The sequence below is a fragment of the Paenibacillus eucommiae genome (assembly GCF_017874215.1).
GTDB classification, from domain to species: Bacteria; Bacillota; Bacilli; order Paenibacillales; family NBRC-103111; genus Paenibacillus_AI; species Paenibacillus_AI eucommiae.
This window is the reverse complement of sequence record NZ_JAGGLB010000018.1, coordinates 158,520-176,623: the sequence shown is the minus strand read 5'-3', so window position 1 is coordinate 176,623 and position 18,104 is coordinate 158,520. Positions and strand designations below refer to the sequence as shown.

Annotated in this window: 15 protein-coding genes; 14 read left to right on the top strand and 1 reads right to left on the bottom strand. The window is 47.8% G+C overall.

Translation table 11 applies throughout. The features are described from left to right. The first annotated feature begins 7 nt into the window (after window positions 1–7). A complete protein-coding gene (locus J2Z66_RS24205; protein WP_209975223.1) occupies window positions 8–1,660 on the top strand; it encodes a type 2 periplasmic-binding domain-containing protein in 1,653 nt (550 codons plus the stop codon). Window positions 1,661–1,731: 71 nt separating this feature from the next. Next, on the top strand, window positions 1,732–3,660 hold the full coding sequence (locus J2Z66_RS24200) for a hypothetical protein (RefSeq protein ID WP_209975221.1): 1,929 nt from the start codon (window positions 1,732–1,734) through the stop codon (window positions 3,658–3,660). Between the two features lie 88 nt (window positions 3,661–3,748). Here J2Z66_RS24200 and J2Z66_RS24195 read toward each other — a convergent pair whose 3' ends face one another. Next, window positions 3,749–3,985 (bottom strand): hypothetical protein, encoded by a 237-nt coding sequence (locus tag J2Z66_RS24195; protein ID WP_209975219.1) that lies wholly within the window; start codon window positions 3,983–3,985, stop codon window positions 3,749–3,751. Window positions 3,986–4,543: 558 nt separating this feature from the next. On the opposite strand from J2Z66_RS24195, the gene J2Z66_RS24190 reads away from it, so the two are divergent. From J2Z66_RS24190 to J2Z66_RS24135, 12 genes are all read left to right on the top strand, one after another. Next, complete coding sequence (locus J2Z66_RS24190; RefSeq protein WP_209975218.1) at window positions 4,544–5,497, top strand: NAD-dependent epimerase/dehydratase family protein; 954 nt, start codon at window positions 4,544–4,546, stop codon at window positions 5,495–5,497. Window positions 5,498–5,833: 336 nt separating this feature from the next. Next, window positions 5,834–7,057, top strand: coding sequence for a Glu/Leu/Phe/Val family dehydrogenase (locus J2Z66_RS24185; protein ID WP_209975269.1), 1,224 nt, complete (start codon window positions 5,834–5,836; stop codon window positions 7,055–7,057). A 234-nt stretch (window positions 7,058–7,291) separates the two neighbouring features. Beyond that, entirely contained in the window at window positions 7,292–8,737 is a 1,446-nt protein-coding gene (locus J2Z66_RS24180; RefSeq protein WP_209975216.1) for a DHA2 family efflux MFS transporter permease subunit, read from the top strand. Between the two features lie 144 nt (window positions 8,738–8,881). Beyond that, window positions 8,882–9,211: a metal-sensitive transcriptional regulator gene (locus tag J2Z66_RS24175; protein ID WP_376774468.1), complete on the top strand. Its 330-nt coding sequence runs from the start codon at window positions 8,882–8,884 to the stop codon at window positions 9,209–9,211. A gap of 155 nt (window positions 9,212–9,366) precedes the next feature. Further along, window positions 9,367–9,567, top strand: a complete 201-nt coding sequence (locus tag J2Z66_RS24170) for a copper ion binding protein (RefSeq protein ID WP_209975212.1) — start codon at window positions 9,367–9,369, stop codon at window positions 9,565–9,567. Between the two features lie 32 nt (window positions 9,568–9,599). After that, a complete protein-coding gene (locus J2Z66_RS24165) occupies window positions 9,600–12,059 on the top strand; it encodes a heavy metal translocating P-type ATPase (protein ID WP_209975210.1) in 2,460 nt (819 codons plus the stop codon). A 21-nt stretch (window positions 12,060–12,080) separates the two neighbouring features. After that, a complete protein-coding gene (locus J2Z66_RS24160; protein ID WP_209975208.1) occupies window positions 12,081–13,004 on the top strand; it encodes a DUF8832 domain-containing protein in 924 nt (307 codons plus the stop codon). Window positions 13,005–13,028: 24 nt separating this feature from the next. Next, complete coding sequence (locus tag J2Z66_RS24155; protein ID WP_209975206.1) at window positions 13,029–13,649, top strand: NAD(P)/FAD-dependent oxidoreductase; 621 nt, start codon at window positions 13,029–13,031, stop codon at window positions 13,647–13,649. Between the two features lie 14 nt (window positions 13,650–13,663). Next, complete coding sequence (locus tag J2Z66_RS24150; RefSeq protein WP_209975204.1) at window positions 13,664–13,918, top strand: glutaredoxin family protein; 255 nt, start codon at window positions 13,664–13,666, stop codon at window positions 13,916–13,918. Window positions 13,919–14,132: 214 nt separating this feature from the next. Continuing rightward, the gene (ilvD, locus tag J2Z66_RS24145) at window positions 14,133–15,848 is read left to right on the top strand and encodes a dihydroxy-acid dehydratase (protein WP_245375803.1); all 1,716 of its coding nucleotides are present in this window, start codon (window positions 14,133–14,135) and stop codon (window positions 15,846–15,848) included. 215 nt (window positions 15,849–16,063) lie between these two features. Next, complete coding sequence (locus tag J2Z66_RS24140; protein WP_209975201.1) at window positions 16,064–16,456, top strand: RidA family protein; 393 nt, start codon at window positions 16,064–16,066, stop codon at window positions 16,454–16,456. Between the two features lie 181 nt (window positions 16,457–16,637). Beyond that, window positions 16,638–18,101: a M81 family metallopeptidase gene (locus tag J2Z66_RS24135; RefSeq protein WP_209975199.1), complete on the top strand. Its 1,464-nt coding sequence runs from the start codon at window positions 16,638–16,640 to the stop codon at window positions 18,099–18,101. The last annotated feature ends 3 nt before the right edge of the window (window positions 18,102–18,104 follow it).

Below are 18,104 nucleotides of genomic sequence, written 5' to 3'. Positions count from 1 at the left end.
TATGAACATGCTGAAAAAATTGGCCTATGTACTACTAATGACAGTATTGGTTGCCAGTATAGCAGCCTGCAGCAGCTCGGAAAAAAAGAACGGCAGCGACACAGATAACCAGACAGAAACACCTAAGGTGACAGAGCAGGCAGCAGGGGCTTTGGACAAAAAGCTGGATATTTCCTGGATCTCAGTTAATTTCCATACATCTGTTGAGGGAGACTGGACTCAGAAGCAGCTGGAAAAACAATTAAACATTAAGCTGAAAGATGTGAAAGTGGATATTAATAACGCGCAGCAGCTCGATTTGATGCTCGCTTCAGGGGAAATGCCGGATGCTGGATGGATCGGCAAGGATTCTCTTGAGCTGTATGAGCAAGGTTTAACGCGCACAATTCCAAGAAAGCTGATTGAACAATATGCACCTTCCTATGCAAAGCTGCTCAGTAAATATTCGTTTGGCTGGAATATGAACCAGATGAAGGATAATCCGGACGAATATAGAGCCCTGACCGGGATGTATGAGGATGATTCCATTTATTTCTCCTCCACGTACCGGCTGGACTGGCTGGAAAATCTGGGCATCAAACCAAATGGGAAGCTGGAGCAGCTCGATGACGCTGGCCGAATTTGGGTGACCGATACGCCATTTACACAAGCAGAGCTGACCAATATTCTAAAGCGCTTCACCGAAGACGACCCTGATCAGAACAGTAAGAAAGATACGTACGGGATGAGCGGGAATGAATTTATGGTTTACAGCTGGTCCACCATTGAGGGCATGTTCGGTTTTGCAGACGGACAAAATGTAGAGGATAACAGTAAAACGGTTTTATATTATGCATCTAACCAGTACAAAGATTTCTTGAAATATGTAAACTCCCTATACAAATCAGGCTACATTGACAAGGAATTCGTAACGCTTGATTGGAACAAGTTTCATGAAAAGATCGCTGCTAACAAAATCGGCTATTTTCCAAATCAATACCAATACTTGAACCCTTTATATATCGACCGCTCCCCTCACAAATTGTTAAACAACGTACCTGAATCCAAGATTTTATATGCACCGCCTGAAGTTGGGGAAAGTGGTAAAGGCGGAACGAACCGGTACTATAATCCATACCGCTACAGCTTCGTTGTGAAGAAGGATGTCAGTGATGAGAAACTAATCCGAATTCTACAGCTCATGGAATATATGTATTTCGATAAGGAAGCCCAAGTATGGACTTTATTCGGTGAGGAAGGTGTGAATTGGAATTGGGAAGGAGAGCCTTACAAATCGAGCCCGATTAGCATCGAAAATTCTCCAAAGGTAGATAACTATAATGGAAATTATATTTCTCCTAAGGAATTGCAGTATTTATATCATGATGAGTTAACAGCAAAGCTTTATAAGTACGCCGGAGGAGAATGGGCGGAGAAATACGGCATTTATCCGCACAGAAATGATATGTTCTCTGAAACCAAGCTCGCTGATTTGTCGAAACAATATGATTCCGGTCTGGAGACTATGCGCAAAGAGTTTATGTATAAAGCAATAACTGGGGAAGTGGACATCGATAAGGAATGGGACAATTATTTGAAAAAGCTGGATAGTGCAGGATTAGAAAAGATCCATGTGGAATTAAATAAGGCACCGCTGGTAAGTGAGTTGTTGAAACAGTAATCATGGTATTGTAAGTAAAGTGATGGAGTTTAAAGCAAAGTGAAGGAATTTAAAGAAAAAGGAGCCATCCTATGATTCAATCGTTGAAGCAGCGTCGCGACAATCTCGTTGAATTGAAGCTGACCGGTGAAAATGACTATGTGTCTTGTCAGGTTTTATACAAGGCTGCTGGAGATGACTGGTATACAGCAAGTATTTATGCGGATCTTGAGGCGGAAACAGCACTGAACGGCAGCAGCTTTTTGTGGAATCAGGCACAGGCTATGGGCATTGTTCGATTGTATGGCAAAAGTGAGCCAATCTTGTATTGGAACCCGTACATCAATCTTGGGGAATATGTAGGTGTTGTAAGTGTTAAAGTGATCTCTGTAACTACTAGTGGGGTTATAGAAGCTGTGGAACATATGAGTCTGGAACCATCGGGCGTTATTTATTTGCAAAATTGGGCGGAATACTTGGGCGATAACGCTTCCTGGGATCCGCAGCAGGGAGAAGGGAACTGGAAGCTCAGCCCGGCTGGAGCAGGTGGTAAAAGCAGTCAAATAGGGGCGAAATATAAGGAGCAGTTGCCTGCTTTTCGAATTCCTTTAAACACAGTTGGGGAGTATGACATTCATTTTGGCTTTGGCAGCGGGACTCCGCGCTTTCTGGCGAGGACGGAAGGGGAGGCCTATCGCCGCTTTATTACTCCGGGAAATAGTATGGATTTGCTGCAAAGTGATTATGGAGGCAAACAAAACAAAGAGATTTTTTGGAAGCGCTGTTCCATTGACCATGGCTATATAGAAATAACCCAGCTGCAGGAGTCTATTGTCAATCATTACGATTTTGTACCGCTGGATTACGTCAAGCTTGTACCACTGGAAGCGGCCGAAACAGTTGCAGTGGAAGGATCAGACAGATCAGCAGAATCGGAAGGACTCGCTTGGAGGCAGAAGGAAGATTCATCAGCAAGCAAGCTGAAGACTCCAGAGCTCATCCTTTATTATGAGCCTTACAGCTATACCCTGCATGGCTTTCACGATGCGGAAACGATGAACAGCATTATGCTGGAAGAGTTCATGCGCTTGAATCCCCAGGAAATCAATTGCCAAACGATCCGCATCGGCATGAAGTCGCTTCATCACAGCAGCTTTCTGGAGAAGCTGAATTTGCCCTCGATGACGGATGAGAACACGATTATCGATGATCCTGTGAAGCTAGTCAATAGCTGTGACATTCTCCAGGAATCCATTCAGTATATGAAGGATCATATGAAAGACCACATGGAAGATTGGCAGAAGGACAGCGCGTTGGAAGCTTCGAATCACAGCTCGAACGTCAAGCCTGTACGATTTACAGCCAATATCGGGATGAACCGTCCTTATCTGGGCATTCCTGAATTGTCCGAGAAGTTTGTCAGGGATCATCCGCAGTGGATCAAGGACGGTGATTTGGATTATTCGGTAGCACCCGTCCGTCAATACGCGCTTGCGGTCATTCATGAGCTGATAGAGAAGTATGACATTGATGGACTGGTATTTGACTACATGAGGCATTATGCGAATCAGTCCGTTGAGACACTCATAGAGATAATAAGAAGTACACGTGAGAAGCTGATTGAAAAAGAACGGATGACCGGCAGAAAGCTAGAGCTAAAGGTAAGAATTCCAGCAGATCAGCCAATTTATTACAAGGCAATGGAAATTTGTGTGGCTGAGCATCTCTTGGATGGAATCGTCCCTTCGAATTTAGTCTCAAGCGAGCCTTTGCCGCCTGTAGAGCACTATCTGAAGCTCTGTTCAGGCACGCAAGTTAAAGTCTTTGGATGTATAGACGGCTGGAAATGGAGTATTGGCAGTGAAGCAAGAGCAGGCAGCTTGGATATGGCTCATACGCCAAACGATCTTAAGTCTTATTTTGAGCACTATGAGAGTCTTGGAGTTGATGGGATCTACATGTATCAAGGAGATCAATTTACGTCGAATCCTTATTTGAAGCGGATGTTTACGGATAAGTGATGGCGCATCCTTTTCTATTAGGGGAAGCCTTGATAGACTAAGGGATAAAATATACAGGAATGGCTGTCATGGACGGCTATTCCTGTATTTAAAATTGCGCACAAGGATAGCTCATTTGTTTCGCTAGAGATCCTAAATCTTCTATAGTATTGTTGCTTCTTCTTCCATAAAATGTCCGCAGGAACTTCACCCCGAACGAATCATTGGTATCTGTATGGCCTGGCGCAAAATAAGTTATACCAAACACACCCTCTGGATTTAGCGATGCTCTGCCCAACTCCAACGTTTTGCCAGCACGCATAATTCCTATGCTTACATAGGACATAAGATTTTCATCCGGGGAATACATCGTCTTATATCAAAGTTTGCGTTTGAACCCACGTAGGGGCGAAGGCTTACGGACATCACAGCCGTTATTTGTGCCAAAATCGCATGTTTTGAAGGCTTACGGACACAGAAGCCCTTAACGAGGCTTTTTTCTCCTGTTTGAACCCCATTCAGGGCAAATAAGGGATCTCATGTCCGCAAGTTTTTGGAATGGCCTCATTTCAGGGGAATAAAGGATCTCATGTCCACTACCGCTTCGTTCAAAATGTTCATAACTGCCTAAAGCCCTCTTCAGCGTCGGAATCTGGCCAGTCCCATGTACGTTATTACGTAATTAAGTAATAATGAGACATGTAGGTCAATCCAAGTCAATAAAGACTAAGGAAAGCAATTTGACACATTAATAAGTTCCTATAAAATGTAAATATGCAGGTTTCTAGGCCACGCTTGGCGGGCAAAATAATAACTTTTGAAGCAGGCTCATAAACATGGTAGACTTTTAAAAGGCTATCTTTTCTACTATATTGGACTTAAGTACCATGAAAGGGTGATTGCAATGCGTTATGTGGTGATTGGCGGAAGTGGGCATGTGGGTACATATTTGGTTCCTATGCTAGTACGTTTGGGTCATGAAGTGATCAATGTAAGCAGAGGAAGTCGCCAGCCGTACGAGGCAGATCCCGCGTGGAATTCCGTTAAGCAGGTTACTGCTAATCGCGGTGCTGAAGAGGCGGATGGCAGCTTTGGGCCGAAAATTGCTGCTTTGCAGCCGGACGTAGTTATCGATATGATATGTTTTACGCTGGATAGTGCGAAGCATCTAGTGGAGGCTCTTGAAGGACATGTTCAGCATTTCATCAGCTGTGGCACCATATGGGTGCACGGTACTCCCGTGGAAGTGCCTGTAACTGAAGAGCAGCCGCGACGTCCCTTCGGTGATTATGGCATAGAGAAAGAGCAAATCGAGGCCTATTTGCAGCTTAAAGCGAGAAGAGATGGCTTTCCGGCTACGGTGCTGCACCCCGGGCATATTGTAGGACCTGGATGGGCACCGATCAATCCCGTTGGGCATATCGATCCGCAGGTGTTTGTTCGCTTGGCCACTGGACAACCTGTCACCCTCCCGAATTATGGACTGGAAACCTTGCATCACGTTCACGCTGAAGATGTGGCGCAGTCTTTTGTTAAGGCATCCCAGTACTGGAGTCAATCGATTGGCCAAAGCTTTCACATCGTATCTCCAGCAGCTGTAACGCTAAGGGGCTATGCAGAAACAGTGGCATCATGGTTCGGACAGGAAGCGAATCTATCTTATGGACCTTTTGAGGTTTTGCGCCAGTCCATATCTCAGGATGAGGCCGAAGTGATTTGGGATCATATATCCCGCAGTCCAAACTGTAGTATAGAGAAAGCAAGACGTCTGATCGGGTACAGCCCGCGGTATACTTCTTTAGAAGCCGTGCGCGAGTCGGTCAATTGGTTGATAGCTCATAAAGTGATTGAAATTTAAATATCGTAAAAATGGCTATGTTATTAATGTTACGTTTATGTTATATTTAAGCAGGGCTATGTTTTAGATATTCTAGCTCTCGACAAGAGAAGTTTTGTGATTCTTGATTTAAGAACTGAGCGCCGGTTTCCGCAGCTGTCTTGTGGGCGAGGCGTGTCGGTGATTTTTTTTGTGCGGAGATTTCCAGATAATTTGCAAAGGATGTTTTCGCCAGCCTCTCTTGGTAAAGTATAGTAAAGGTAAGGCTTACAAAACAGCATATGGAGGTTCGCAGTGAAAAATATTGTTAAAAGAGTAATTGTAGGTGCAAGTAATCCGCCGACTGATGAAAATATAATGGTGTCAACACAGCAAGTTATCCGCAAAGCACTAGATATTATGGGTTACAATGAATCGTTCTATGAATTGTTAAAAGAGCCTCTACGGCTTCTTACGGTTAGAATTCCTGTTCGTATGGATGATGGCAAAGTGCAGGTATTCACCGGATATAGGGCACAACATAATGATGCAACAGGTCCTACCAAAGGTGGAATTCGCTTTCATCCAAGTGTAACAGCAGATGAAGTATCGGCGCTGTCTCTCTGGATGACGATTAAATGTGGAATTTTCGATCTGCCCTTTGGCGGCGGTAAAGGCGGTATCGTGTGCGATCCGCGGAGCATGTCCGTTGGTGAGGTTGAACGTTTGGCAAGAGGCTACGTAAGAGCAATCAGCCAAATCGTCGGTCCGACCAAGGATATTCCGGCCCCAGACGTTTATACGAACGCGCAAATCATGGCCTGGATGCTTGACGAATACAGCAGTATCCGCGAGAATGATTCTCCGGGCTTCATTACGGGCAAGCCCATTGTACTAGGCGGCTCCCGCGGCAGAGAAAAAGCAACCTCGCTTGGAACCGCTATTGCGCTACGGGAAGCGGCTTTGCTGCAAGGAAAGTCCTTGGAGGGTCTGAAGGTCTGTATTCAAGGGTTCGGTAATGTGGGCAGTAATCTGGCAGAAATCCTGCATTCTTGGGGAGCAACTGTCGTAGGAATCAGCGATGTGAATGGCGGTATTTACAATGAAGAAGGATTGGACATCCCTTATTTACTCGACCGGCGTGACTCCTTCGGTAGTGTAACGAACCTGTTTTCAACTCGCTTATCGAATGAAGAGTTTTTGGTGCTGCCATGTGACGTACTCGTTCCAGCTGCCATGGAGAACCAAATCACGCTTGATAATGCAGATGCCATTCAGGCACAGCTTGTTGTAGAAGCTGCCAATGGACCGACGACGCTCGAAGCATCGGAAAGACTGCATGAGCGGGGAATTCTTGTGATTCCAGACGTGCTGGCCAATGCTGGTGGTGTAACCGTCTCGTATTTCGAGTGGGTGCAGAACAATCAGGGCTACTATTGGGCAGAAGAAGAAATCAACAAACAACTGGAAAATAAAATGGTGGAAGCCGTTCATAACGTACTCGAAAACGCAAAATCACGTAAAATCACGCCACGCTTGGCCGCTTATATGGTCGGCATCAGGAAGGCTGCGGAAGCAAGCAGATACCGTGGATGGCTGTAGGCTTTAGGTTTTTACGTACTTTTATAGATGTTAACAACTAATGCAAAGGGACCCTGAGGGTTCCTTTTTTTAATTTCTATTCTAAATATGAAATCAGGTCAACTGATCCTACAGAAGCAACAGAGGAGGAGAAGATGACAAATCTTTCTTGACAAATAGGGTAGGGGGCTATACTATATTGTAGTGACGAGATGTTTTTAATTCTGAGTTGCATGAAAAGGGAGGAAGAAAATCATGAATAATCAAGCACAGGCTTTACCGCAAGCAGATCCCAAGCGCTGGATGGCGCTGGCTTTACTATGCCTTGCCAATTTTATGGTGATTATGGACACATCCATTATCGGCGTTGCACTGCCAGCCATCAAAGGAGCGCTCGGTTATTCGCAGGCAAGTTTGCAGTGGGTTTTCAATGCGTATGTCATTTTCTTTGGCGGGTTACTGCTGCTCGGTGGCCGATTGTCCGATCTATTTGGCCAGCGACGCATATTCATGTGGGGATTTTCCATTCTGACGCTTGCCTCTTTGCTGGCAGGACTCGCATGGAACGAGGAGTCGCTTAATGTGGGCCGCGCCTTGCAAGGATTAGGTGCCGCATTAATAGCCCCATCCGCGTTAACGATTGTCATGATGCTCTTCGGCGGCAACCCCAAAGAATTAGGGAAAGCATTAGGTTTCTGGGGCGCATCAGCTGCTGCCGGCGGTTCGGCCGGCGTGTTTCTCGGTGGGGTCATTACCGAGTGGCTAAGCTGGCAGTGGACCTTTCTCATAAACGTACCCGTTGGTATTATTGCGTTACTCCTGTCTCCTGGAATTTTGGCCAAGGGAATGCGAAGAAAAGGCAGCATTGATGTGATTGGCTCCATCTTTGTCACAGCGGCCTTGGTGCTGGTGGTATATGGCATTGTTACTGCAGAACACAATGGATGGGGAGCGCCGTCCACGTTGTGGACGCTTATTTCAGGAGTCGTGTTATTTATCCTGTTCCTGATCGTTCAGGCAACTAAAAAAGAGCCGCTTGTTCCACTGAAGATTTTTAAAGCGCCCAATCTGGCTGCAGGCAATATCGCGCTCATTATGCTGGCCAGTGGTTGGATTCCGCTGTGGTATTTCCTCAATCTCTATATGCAGCAGGTGCTAAAGTTTTCTGCCTTCGCCGGAGGAGTCGGCTTGCTGCCGATGACGATTCTAATTGCTATCTTCATGATTTTGATTACCGGTAGATTAATCGGAAAATTCGGGATGAAAGCAAACCTGGTCATTGGATTGATTGCACTCGGAGGTTCGATGCTTCTGTTCGCTGGCAATACGCCGGTTGATGGTAACTTCATCGCCAACGTTCTTCCGGCATCCTTGCTTGGTGCACTTGGCATGTCGCTTGCCTATATTCCGGCTACGATGTCCGCTATGTCGGGGGCAAAACCCGAGGAAGCAGGGCTCGCATCGGGTCTCGCCAATACGAGCTACCAGATTGGTTCAGCTATCAGTTTGGCCATCATGGTTGCGATTGCGGGCTCAATAACTGCTTCCCAAAGCGGTGTTGACCCGGTCGCCGCGCTAAACGAAGGCTTTCAACAAGCGTTTTTGTGGTCAGGTATCGTCGCTTTTGCAGGTGCAGTTCTAGCGTTTCTGTTTATCCGTTCGCCCAAGCAGGGTGAAGCAAACAACACGGCAGCCATGTAATCCATGAATCGGGCTTCGGGCCAAATCGTCGTAGTTGACTGGAGACCGTCGAATTAATAAATTTATATTTTCTTTGCATAGGGTTGGGGGGTATGCTATAATAATAAAAAAGGAGGGATTTCGATGAGCGAAGAAATGATACTCATGGAACAAGCGATGGAGCAAGATCCGGGCTGCTGCTCTCATGGAGAAGGTGAGCGCAAGAGCCATCATTCCGATAAAGCCAAGAGTGGTCTGCTCAACCGATTGAATCGAATCGAGGGACAGGTTCGCGGCATTAAGGGCATGATTGAGAAAGATATTTACTGTGATGATGTGTTGAATCAGATCGCTTCGGTGCAAGCTTCATTGAACGGTGTCGGGAAGCTGCTGCTTGAATATCATATGAAAAGTTGTGTCATCGAACGGATTCAAGAAGGGGATACGGAAGTATTAACGGAATTAATGACGACGATCAATAAACTGATGAAATAAAGCTCGGACCGATTTCAAGCAGCAGCAATGCTGCTTTTTACACCCTTATAATTATAGGGTACATGGGTACCGTAAAAAATTATTGACTTAATATAGGGTAGAGGGGTATACTACAGGCAGGAAGATCATTGGAATGATAAAGGAGCGAGTTGAACATGACCAAACAAACATTGCAAGTTGAAGGTATGAGCTGCCAACATTGCGTAATCTCCATTGAAGGCGCGCTGAAAGAAATCAGGGCAGCCGGCAAAGTGAATCTGGCAAGCGGCACGGTGGATGTATCGTATGAGGAGAACGTTGTCACCCTCAAGGCTATTAAAGAAGCGATCAAGGAACAGGGATACGACGTCGTTTAATCCACCTATGACGAGATAAGGGGCGAACACCAATGGCAACAGCAATCGCAACAAACCAGAAGAACAATCAAACGACCTTGCAGCTCACGGGCATGACGTGTGCTGCCTGTGCGAATAAGATCGAGAAGGGGCTTGGCAAACTCGACGGCGTAGCAATCGCAAACGTAAACTTCGCTTTGGAGAAGGCAAGTGTGACGTATGATCCGGCGAAGATGGATGTCCAGCGGTTGGAAGAAACCATCAAAAAGCTTGGCTACGGCACGGCAAAAGAAGTCGTCGATTTCAGTTTGGAAGGCATGACCTGCGCGGCTTGCGCAAATAAGATCGAGAAAGGCCTCGGCAAATTGCCCGGCGTCACGAACGCTTCCGTTAACTTTGCAATGGAAACGGCGCGGGTTGAATACAATGCGGCGGATGTGTCTATTGCCGATATGCAGCAACGCGTGGAGAAACTTGGCTATAAAGCAATTACGAAGCAAGACGAAGCCGATCCAGCGGAGCATCGTGAGAAAGCTATTCGGCAGCAAAAGCGGACATTGCTTATCTCAGCCGTTCTCTCTCTTCCGCTGCTCTGGTCCATGGTAAGTCACTTCACGTTCTTATCCTGGATCTGGATGCCGGATCTATTTATGAATCCATGGTTTCAACTGCTACTTGCCACACCGGTTCAATTTTACATCGGCAAGCAGTTCTATGTGGGCGCGTTCAAGGCGCTGCGTAATAAAAGCGCGAATATGGACGTACTGGTTTCGCTCGGCACGTCGGCTGCCTACTTCTACAGCGTATACTTAACGATTGAATGGGCTTCGATGGGCAGCATGGCTCATCACGGTCCCTCGATGTACTACGAAACGAGCGCGGTTCTCATCACCCTAGTCATTCTCGGAAAGCTGTTTGAATCGCTGGCCAAAGGCCGCACATCTGAAGCCATCAAGACGCTGATGGGCCTTCAGGCGAAAACTGCCCTTGTAATTCGGGACGGACAGGAGTTGACGATTCCGGTTGAAGACGTGCTTGCTGGCGACATCGTGGTCGTGAAGCCCGGCGAGAAGATCCCGGTGGATGGGGAAGTGCTCGAAGGCAGCTCATCGGTTGATGAATCGATGCTGACCGGCGAGAGCATTCCAGTTGATAAGAAAGCCGGAGATACCGTCATTGGCGCTACAGTCAACAAAAACGGCAGATTGAGATTGAAAGCGACAAAGGTCGGCAAAGAAACGGCGCTTGCCCAAATCATTAAAGTCGTGGAAGAGGCACAGGGCTCCAAAGCACCTATTCAACGGGTAGCAGATGTGATTTCCGGCATCTTCGTGCCCATCGTCGTAGGAATCGCGGTTGCCGCGTTTGTTGTCTGGTACTTCTGGGTTACCCCTGGCGATTTCGCAAATGCGCTGGAGAAGGCGATTGCGATCCTGGTCATCGCTTGCCCTTGCGCACTGGGGCTCGCTACACCGACATCGATTATGGCGGGGTCCGGCCGCGCGGCGGAGCTTGGCGTGCTGTTCAAAGGGGGCGAGCATCTGGAATCCACGCATAAGATCAATACGATCATTCTCGACAAAACCGGCACTGTAACCAAGGGGAAGCCAGAACTTACGGATGTTGCCGCTTCAAATATGGATGAATCTGTTTTTCTTCGCTTGGTTGGCGCTGCCGAGAAGGACTCCGAGCATCCGCTTGCGGAAGCGATCGTTGCCGGAATCAGAGCCAAAGGCATCGAACTTCCGGCAACGGAACAATTCGAGGCGATTCCGGGCTTTGGGATCCGCGCCGTCGTCGAAGGCAAAGAAGTCCTGGCCGGTACGCGCAAGCTGATGGCGAAATATGAAATTTCGGTTGAACAGGCGCTTGACCGCATGACTCGGCTGGAGGAAGACGGGAAAACGGCGATGCTGATCGCGATCGACCGCAAGTATGCAGGTCTTGTCGCGGTGGCCGATACGATCAAAGAAACGTCGAAAGAAGCCGTAACGCGGCTGAAAGAAATGGGCATTGAAGTCATCATGATGACTGGAGACAACGAACGCACCGCACAGGCGATAGCCAAGCAAGTTGGCATCGATCATGTTCGCGCCGAAGTGCTTCCGGAAGGCAAAGCGGAAGAAGTGAAGAAGCTGCAAGCGCAGGGCAAGAAAGTAGCGATGGTCGGCGACGGCATCAATGATGCCCCGGCGCTGGCTATGGCAGATATCGGCATGGCGATTGGTACCGGTACGGATGTGGCTATGGAGGCCGCGGACGTCACCCTGATGCGCGGCGAACTGACGAGCATTCCAGATGCGATCTACATGAGCCGCAAAACGATGAACAATATCCGGCAGAATTTGTTCTGGGCGCTCGGATACAACACGCTCGGCATTCCAATCGCCGCGATTGGACTTCTCGCCCCTTGGGTGGCGGGAGCAGCGATGGCGCTCAGTTCGGTGTCCGTCGTACTTAACGCTTTGCGGCTGCAGCGGGTCAAGGTGCGCTCTGCATCCTCCAACTTATAATGAAACGGAGTTGTACGAACCATGAAGAAGAAAATCATCCTCGTCGCTGCAGCGGTACTTGCTTTTAGCGTATTGGCTGCATGCGGCAAAGCGGAGGACAAGAAGCCAGCAGGCGGAAATAACCATGCCGGGCATGCAGCAAGCAGTGGGCAAGAGAACGCCGAGAAGTCAGCAGGAAATGAGAAAAAGGAGGCGGGAGACATGGAGCACGGAGGCGGCCACGGCGATCATGGCGCAGCTGCGAAGCCTGCATCGGAGGATCTTAACGTATCGTTTACCTTCCCCGCAGGCGCCGCAAAAGCAAACGAAGAAACGGAATTGACTATTCAAGTTACGGAAAAGGACGGGAAAACGGTCAATAAGTATGATGTTAATCATGAAAAATTGCTTCATCTCATTATCGTCAATCACGATTTGTCGTTCTTTAACCACATTCATCCAGAGTTTAAGGGAGACGGCAAATTTACGGTGAACACTTCGTTCCCGGCTGGTGGTGAGTACAAGGTATTTTCGGACTTTATTCCGACTGGCGGCGCCAATACCACGCTTAGCGAGTGGGTGAAGGTGGAAGGCAAGGAAGGCAAGCATACCGCGATTGCAGCTGACGCGAAGCTGGTGAAAGAAGTCGATGGCAAGGAAATCGAGCTGGCAATGAGCGCCACCAAGCCGAAAGAAGACGTGACCTTGACTTTCAACATTCGCGATGCAAAGACGAAAAAGGGAATCGATAATCTGCAGCCGTATTTAGGCGCAGTCGGCCATGTTGTGATTCTATCGAAGGATGCGGAGCAGTATCTTCATGTCCATCCGATCGACGAGAAAGCGACCGGACCGGAAGCTCAATTCGCGACTTCTTTTCCACAAAGCGGAACGTACAAAATTTGGGGACAATTTCAGCACAATGGCGAGGTCTTCACTGTTCCATTCGTCGTCAATGTGAAATAACGGAGGCACAAAGGGAGAATGATCATGGGAGAAAAGACGAAACTGGCGGTATCACCTGCCATTCAAGTCGGGGGAAGTCTCTTTACGCCGAATCAGCTTGCCAAGATCGGTACGATCGCCAGTTCGGACGCCAAAATTGAAATGACCTCGTTCAAGCAGCTTTACGTGGAAGTGCCTCTCGATAAGCGGGAGGCTATCCAGGAGGAGCTGGAGCGAGCCGGACTGGAAGTGTACCCGGCAGGGTTTGCGACCAAGAGCCTGATTGCCTGCAACTTCTGCAAAGGCGCGGAAGAAGCCGGTCTGGAGACGGCTCGCAACTTGAATCGGGCGATTGCCGGCATTGCGACGCCTACGCCATTGAAGGTTGGCTACGCAGGCTGCGCGCTGGGCACGAGTGAACCGCTGCTGAAAGATATAGGCGTTGTTAAAATGCGAGACACGTTCGATATTTACGTCGGAGGAGAGCCCAAAGGAATCAAGGCCGCGATGGGGCGCCTGCTGATCACCGGCATAACGGAAGAACGGCTTGTTCCTGTCGTATCCACGCTGATCGATTTATACAAGGAACAGGCGAAAGGGAAAGAAAAGTTCAGCAAATTCGTGGACCGAATTACGATCGAGCAGTTAAAACAAATTGTCGTGTAAAGGAGCGAACTTTTATGCTGAAAATCGATTCGAAAGCACCAGTCAAAATGTACACGATTCCGACTTGCAGTGATTGCCAATTTGCCAAGCGCTACTTCAATGAGCATCAAATTCCCTACATCGACTTCAACTGCGAAGAAGATGTGAATTATGCGAAAGAAGTGCTGGAGCTGACCGGCAAGCAGATCGTACCGACCATTGTCATTCAAGACAAGATATTCGTTGGTTTCTCTGAAAACTTGAACGAGATAAGCAAGCTCCTGCAATAAACTTATGACCCGGTCAATTGACCGGGATTTTTTTTTATATAACGGTCTTAAGAATGAAAGGCAGGATCGCATCAATCGGATGAACTACGATGTAAACTGTCTATAAAAAGATTGTAGACAATCATACACTATGCGTTTATACTAAATGTAATAAGATCATCGAGTTATAATTTTTCAATTAAGATCCCGAAAGGATGGGTTACCTTTGACAGAGATGAAAAGTCAGAACGTAAGAAAAATGAGCTTCGAGGGCGATGCTCTGCGGATGTCCATGGATTGGACTGTGTCCGATTTGGATAAAGTACAAGTATTAGTAGAGAGCACACAAGGCTCAAGTCATCCGAGCTCCTATCATCTAGGAGAGCTTGTTTCTGAAATGGAAAAGGGTGTTCTGCAGAGCGGCGGTAAGCCGGCAATCTACACGACCACTGATATATGCGACGGCATTGCCCAGGCACATGGGGGCATGCATTACTCACTCGCTTCGCGGGATTTCATTGCTTCTATGGTAGAAATTCATGCGGTGGCGACCCCTTTCGATGCCATGGTGCTAAGCTCTGCAGGGGATAAGGCTGTTCCTGCACATTTAATGGCGATTGCCAGATTAGATATTCCATCCGTTTTCGTACCGGGCGGAGCCATGGGCGCGGGTCCTTGTATGAAGTCCAACGAAGAGCTGTGGCATATGAGCGTGGAAGTAAAAGAGGAAAAAATGACGAAGGAAGAGTTTCTTGCTTTCCAACGCGCTTGCTGTCCAACCTGTGGCGCATGCCAATATATGGGAACTGCAGCGACTATGCAGGTTATGAGTGAAGCGCTTGGTCTGGCGCTGCCTTGGTCGGCACTTATTCCGGCTACGAATGCGGAAATTCGCCGTATGGCTAGAGCAGCTGGTCAGCAGGTGATGACGCTGAGTAAGAACAATTTGCTGCCTTCGCATATTTTGACGAAGAAAGCTTTTGAGAATGCAATTATGATTCATTCCGCCATTGGTGGCTCACTAAATGCAGTTATGCATTTGATCGCGATTGCAAGGGAAGTCGGTATCCATTTGTCACCTGAGCTGTTCGATGCCATTCATAGAGAAATTCCGGTGCTTGTTGATACAAAAACTGCGGGTAAATATCCGACAGAGCTTTTCTGGTATGCAGGTGGCGTACCGATGCTGATGAAGGAGCTGAAGGCGCATCTGCATCTGGATTGCATAACTGTAACAGGAAGTACTGTCGGCGAGAATCTTGTGCAGTTTGATAAGAGCGAGATGCCTCGTTTTGCCGAAATGTTCCTGGCCAATTACAAGCTGAATAAGCGTGACGTTATTTATCCAATATCCAAGCCGCTTAAGAATGAGGGATCAACCGCCTTATTGAAAGGCAATCTGGCACCTCAAGGCGCAACAGTGAAGAAATCCGCGGTCGTTGAAGAAATGATGGTCCATCAAGGACCTGCGAGAGTTTTTGACGATGAAACCACTGCAGTGAATGCACTAATCGACCGTACACTCCAGCCAGGAGATGTAATTATTATCCGCTACCAGGGACCAAAAGCGATTGGTATGCCGGAAATGTTCTATATGTCGGAGCTGATTGCTTCAGATCCTCTGCTGTCCAAGACGACAGCGCTTGTTACGGACGGCCGTTTCTCTGGGGCTACAAGAGGCCCTTGTATCGGTTATTTGTGCCCAGAAGCTGTAGATGGGGGACCGATTGCATTTGTGGAAAATAACGATATCGTGCATATCGATATTCCTTCGCGTACGCTTTCCATTATTGGAGCCGATGGTGTGGTGCTTACAGAAGAGGCGATGGAGCAGCTGCTTGAGGAGCGTAAAGCACGGTGGACCGCGCCGGTTATAAAGCACAAGGGTGCACTCGGCCAATATACACGCCTTGCAAGACCAGCACTTGAGGGTGGATCGATACAGCTGTAATCTGGGAAAGAAATCGGACTTAAGCCGTCATAGGAAAACCTACGGCGGCTTTTTATGTTGTCACGGAATAGCTATTTACAAAGCGCTAAAAAAAAAGTATCATTTTAATAATGAAACTAATGTTTCTATCAGTGAAACAGTGAAGGTTTTTTTACAAATATTTGCCGTCACTGGGCTTGACACAATCAAATCATATTTTGAAGGGACGATGAATCATGTCAATAGCTAAGAATGTTGCAGCAGCTCCACAATTTCCACTTCCATTTTCACATTCTGTACGTGCGGGGGACTTCGTGTATGTATCCGGACAAGTAGGTGTAAATCCTGCTACCTTGGAAATTGTAGGCACTACGATTGAGGAGCAAACCAAGCAAAGCTTGCGGAACATCGAAATCATTTTGGAAGCTGAAGGCCTTACGCTGGATCATGTTATTAAATCAAACGCTTATGTAAGCCACACGGAAGATTTTCCTGGCTACAACCAAGCTTATAGCGAAGTATTCAGCAAGCCATATCCGACCCGTACTACAGCGCCAGTAGATTTGGGCAAGTATCTGGTAGAAATTGACGTGGTTGCTTACGCACCATCCAAACGGACTGAAGGCTAGTATACGCATAAAAAGATTGTGAATAAACAAGAAGCTTGAATATGGACCGCATACCGATGGGTGCGGTCTTAACATATAAGAACACGCATAAAGGTACCCTCTGCTCTGATGTAAGACGGCAATTGCGCTTGTCCTTAAGGACCGTGCTGCCCTCCACCCTTTTTTTAGGAGAGATGATCAAATGAAAATTGCAGTTATTGGTGTTATACATGAAACGAATACATTTGCTCCTGGCTTGACACAGATCGAAGCCTTTCAGTCCGAATGGGTGCATGGCAACGAAGCTTTTCTTCACCGCTATTCCGGTACACGAACCTCCATGGGTGGTGCCATAGATGCTGTTGCAGCGGCGGGTGCTGAGCTTTCCGTAGGCTTCTATACAGCAGCGACGCCAAGCGGGATGGTTACCAAGGAAACAGTGAATACGATCATCGAAGCACTTGTGGAATCGGCTGATACTTCCGCTGACGGCATAGTGGTCATTTTGCACGGTGCTATGGTGGCAGAAGGCATGCCGGATGTGGAGGGGGAAATTTTACGCCGCGTCAGGGAAAAGATGAGTGCTTCCCAGCCGATCGCGCTGACCCTGGATTTGCATGCCAATATCAGTAAGCAAATGGTCGAAAATGCTGATATTATCGTAGGCTACGACACTTACCCGCATATCGATATGTATGAAAGGGCGGATGAAGCTGTACAACTGCTAGTTCGTACCCTAAAAGGAGAAATCAAACCCGTCAACGCTTTGGCACAGCCTCAAATGATCGTGGTTCCACAGGTGATGCTGACCGATAAAGAAGGACCGATGAAGGACATTATGGACCGGGCTTTTGCTATTGAACAGGATCCTAAAGTACTGAATGTTACTGTAGCTGGTGGATTTCCGTACAGCGATGTTCCCGATGCAGGAATTGCTTTTGTCGTTACAGTTGATGGGGATTTGCAGCTTGCCGAGCAGTATGGCGCGGAGCTGAACAAGCTGGCTTGGGATCTTCGGGAGCAGCTGAGATATGCAGATCATCCTCCTGATCAAGCCGTAGCCATGGCGATGGAGTTAACAGAGGGACCTGTCATTCTTGTTGAAGGCTCTGATAACGTCGGCGGAGGAGCTCCGGCTGATGCAACGCATACACTTGTTCATTTAATCGATCCCCCGAAAAAAAGTCTGATCGTCATTTACGATCCGGAGGCCGCTCTGGAAGCTCACCGTCTTGGTGTCGGAGCTGCATTTGATGCAGAAGTTGGCGGTAAAAGCGATAAGCTGCACGGCGACCCGGTTCGTATACAAGGCGAAGTGCGACTGCTGTCTGATGGGAAGTACACCCATATCGGCAAGTACATGACTGGCAAATGGGCGTATATGGGGAAAACGGCCGTTATTGAAGCCGGCAACCTGACCTTAATCATAACAGAAGAGCGTTCAGCGCCTTGGGATCCGGGCCATGTAAGCTCAGTTGGCTTGCGTGCAGAGGATTTCCATGTAATCGTCGTTAAGTCTGCGGTTGCCTGGAAGACCGCGTTCGGCTCCATTTGCCGCGCTATCGTGCCTGTTGATACGCCTGGATGCTGTGGGTCTAATCTTTCACACTTTAGCTATGAACAGCTTAGACATCCCATATTTCCGCTGGATGTATTTCCAGAGTAAATT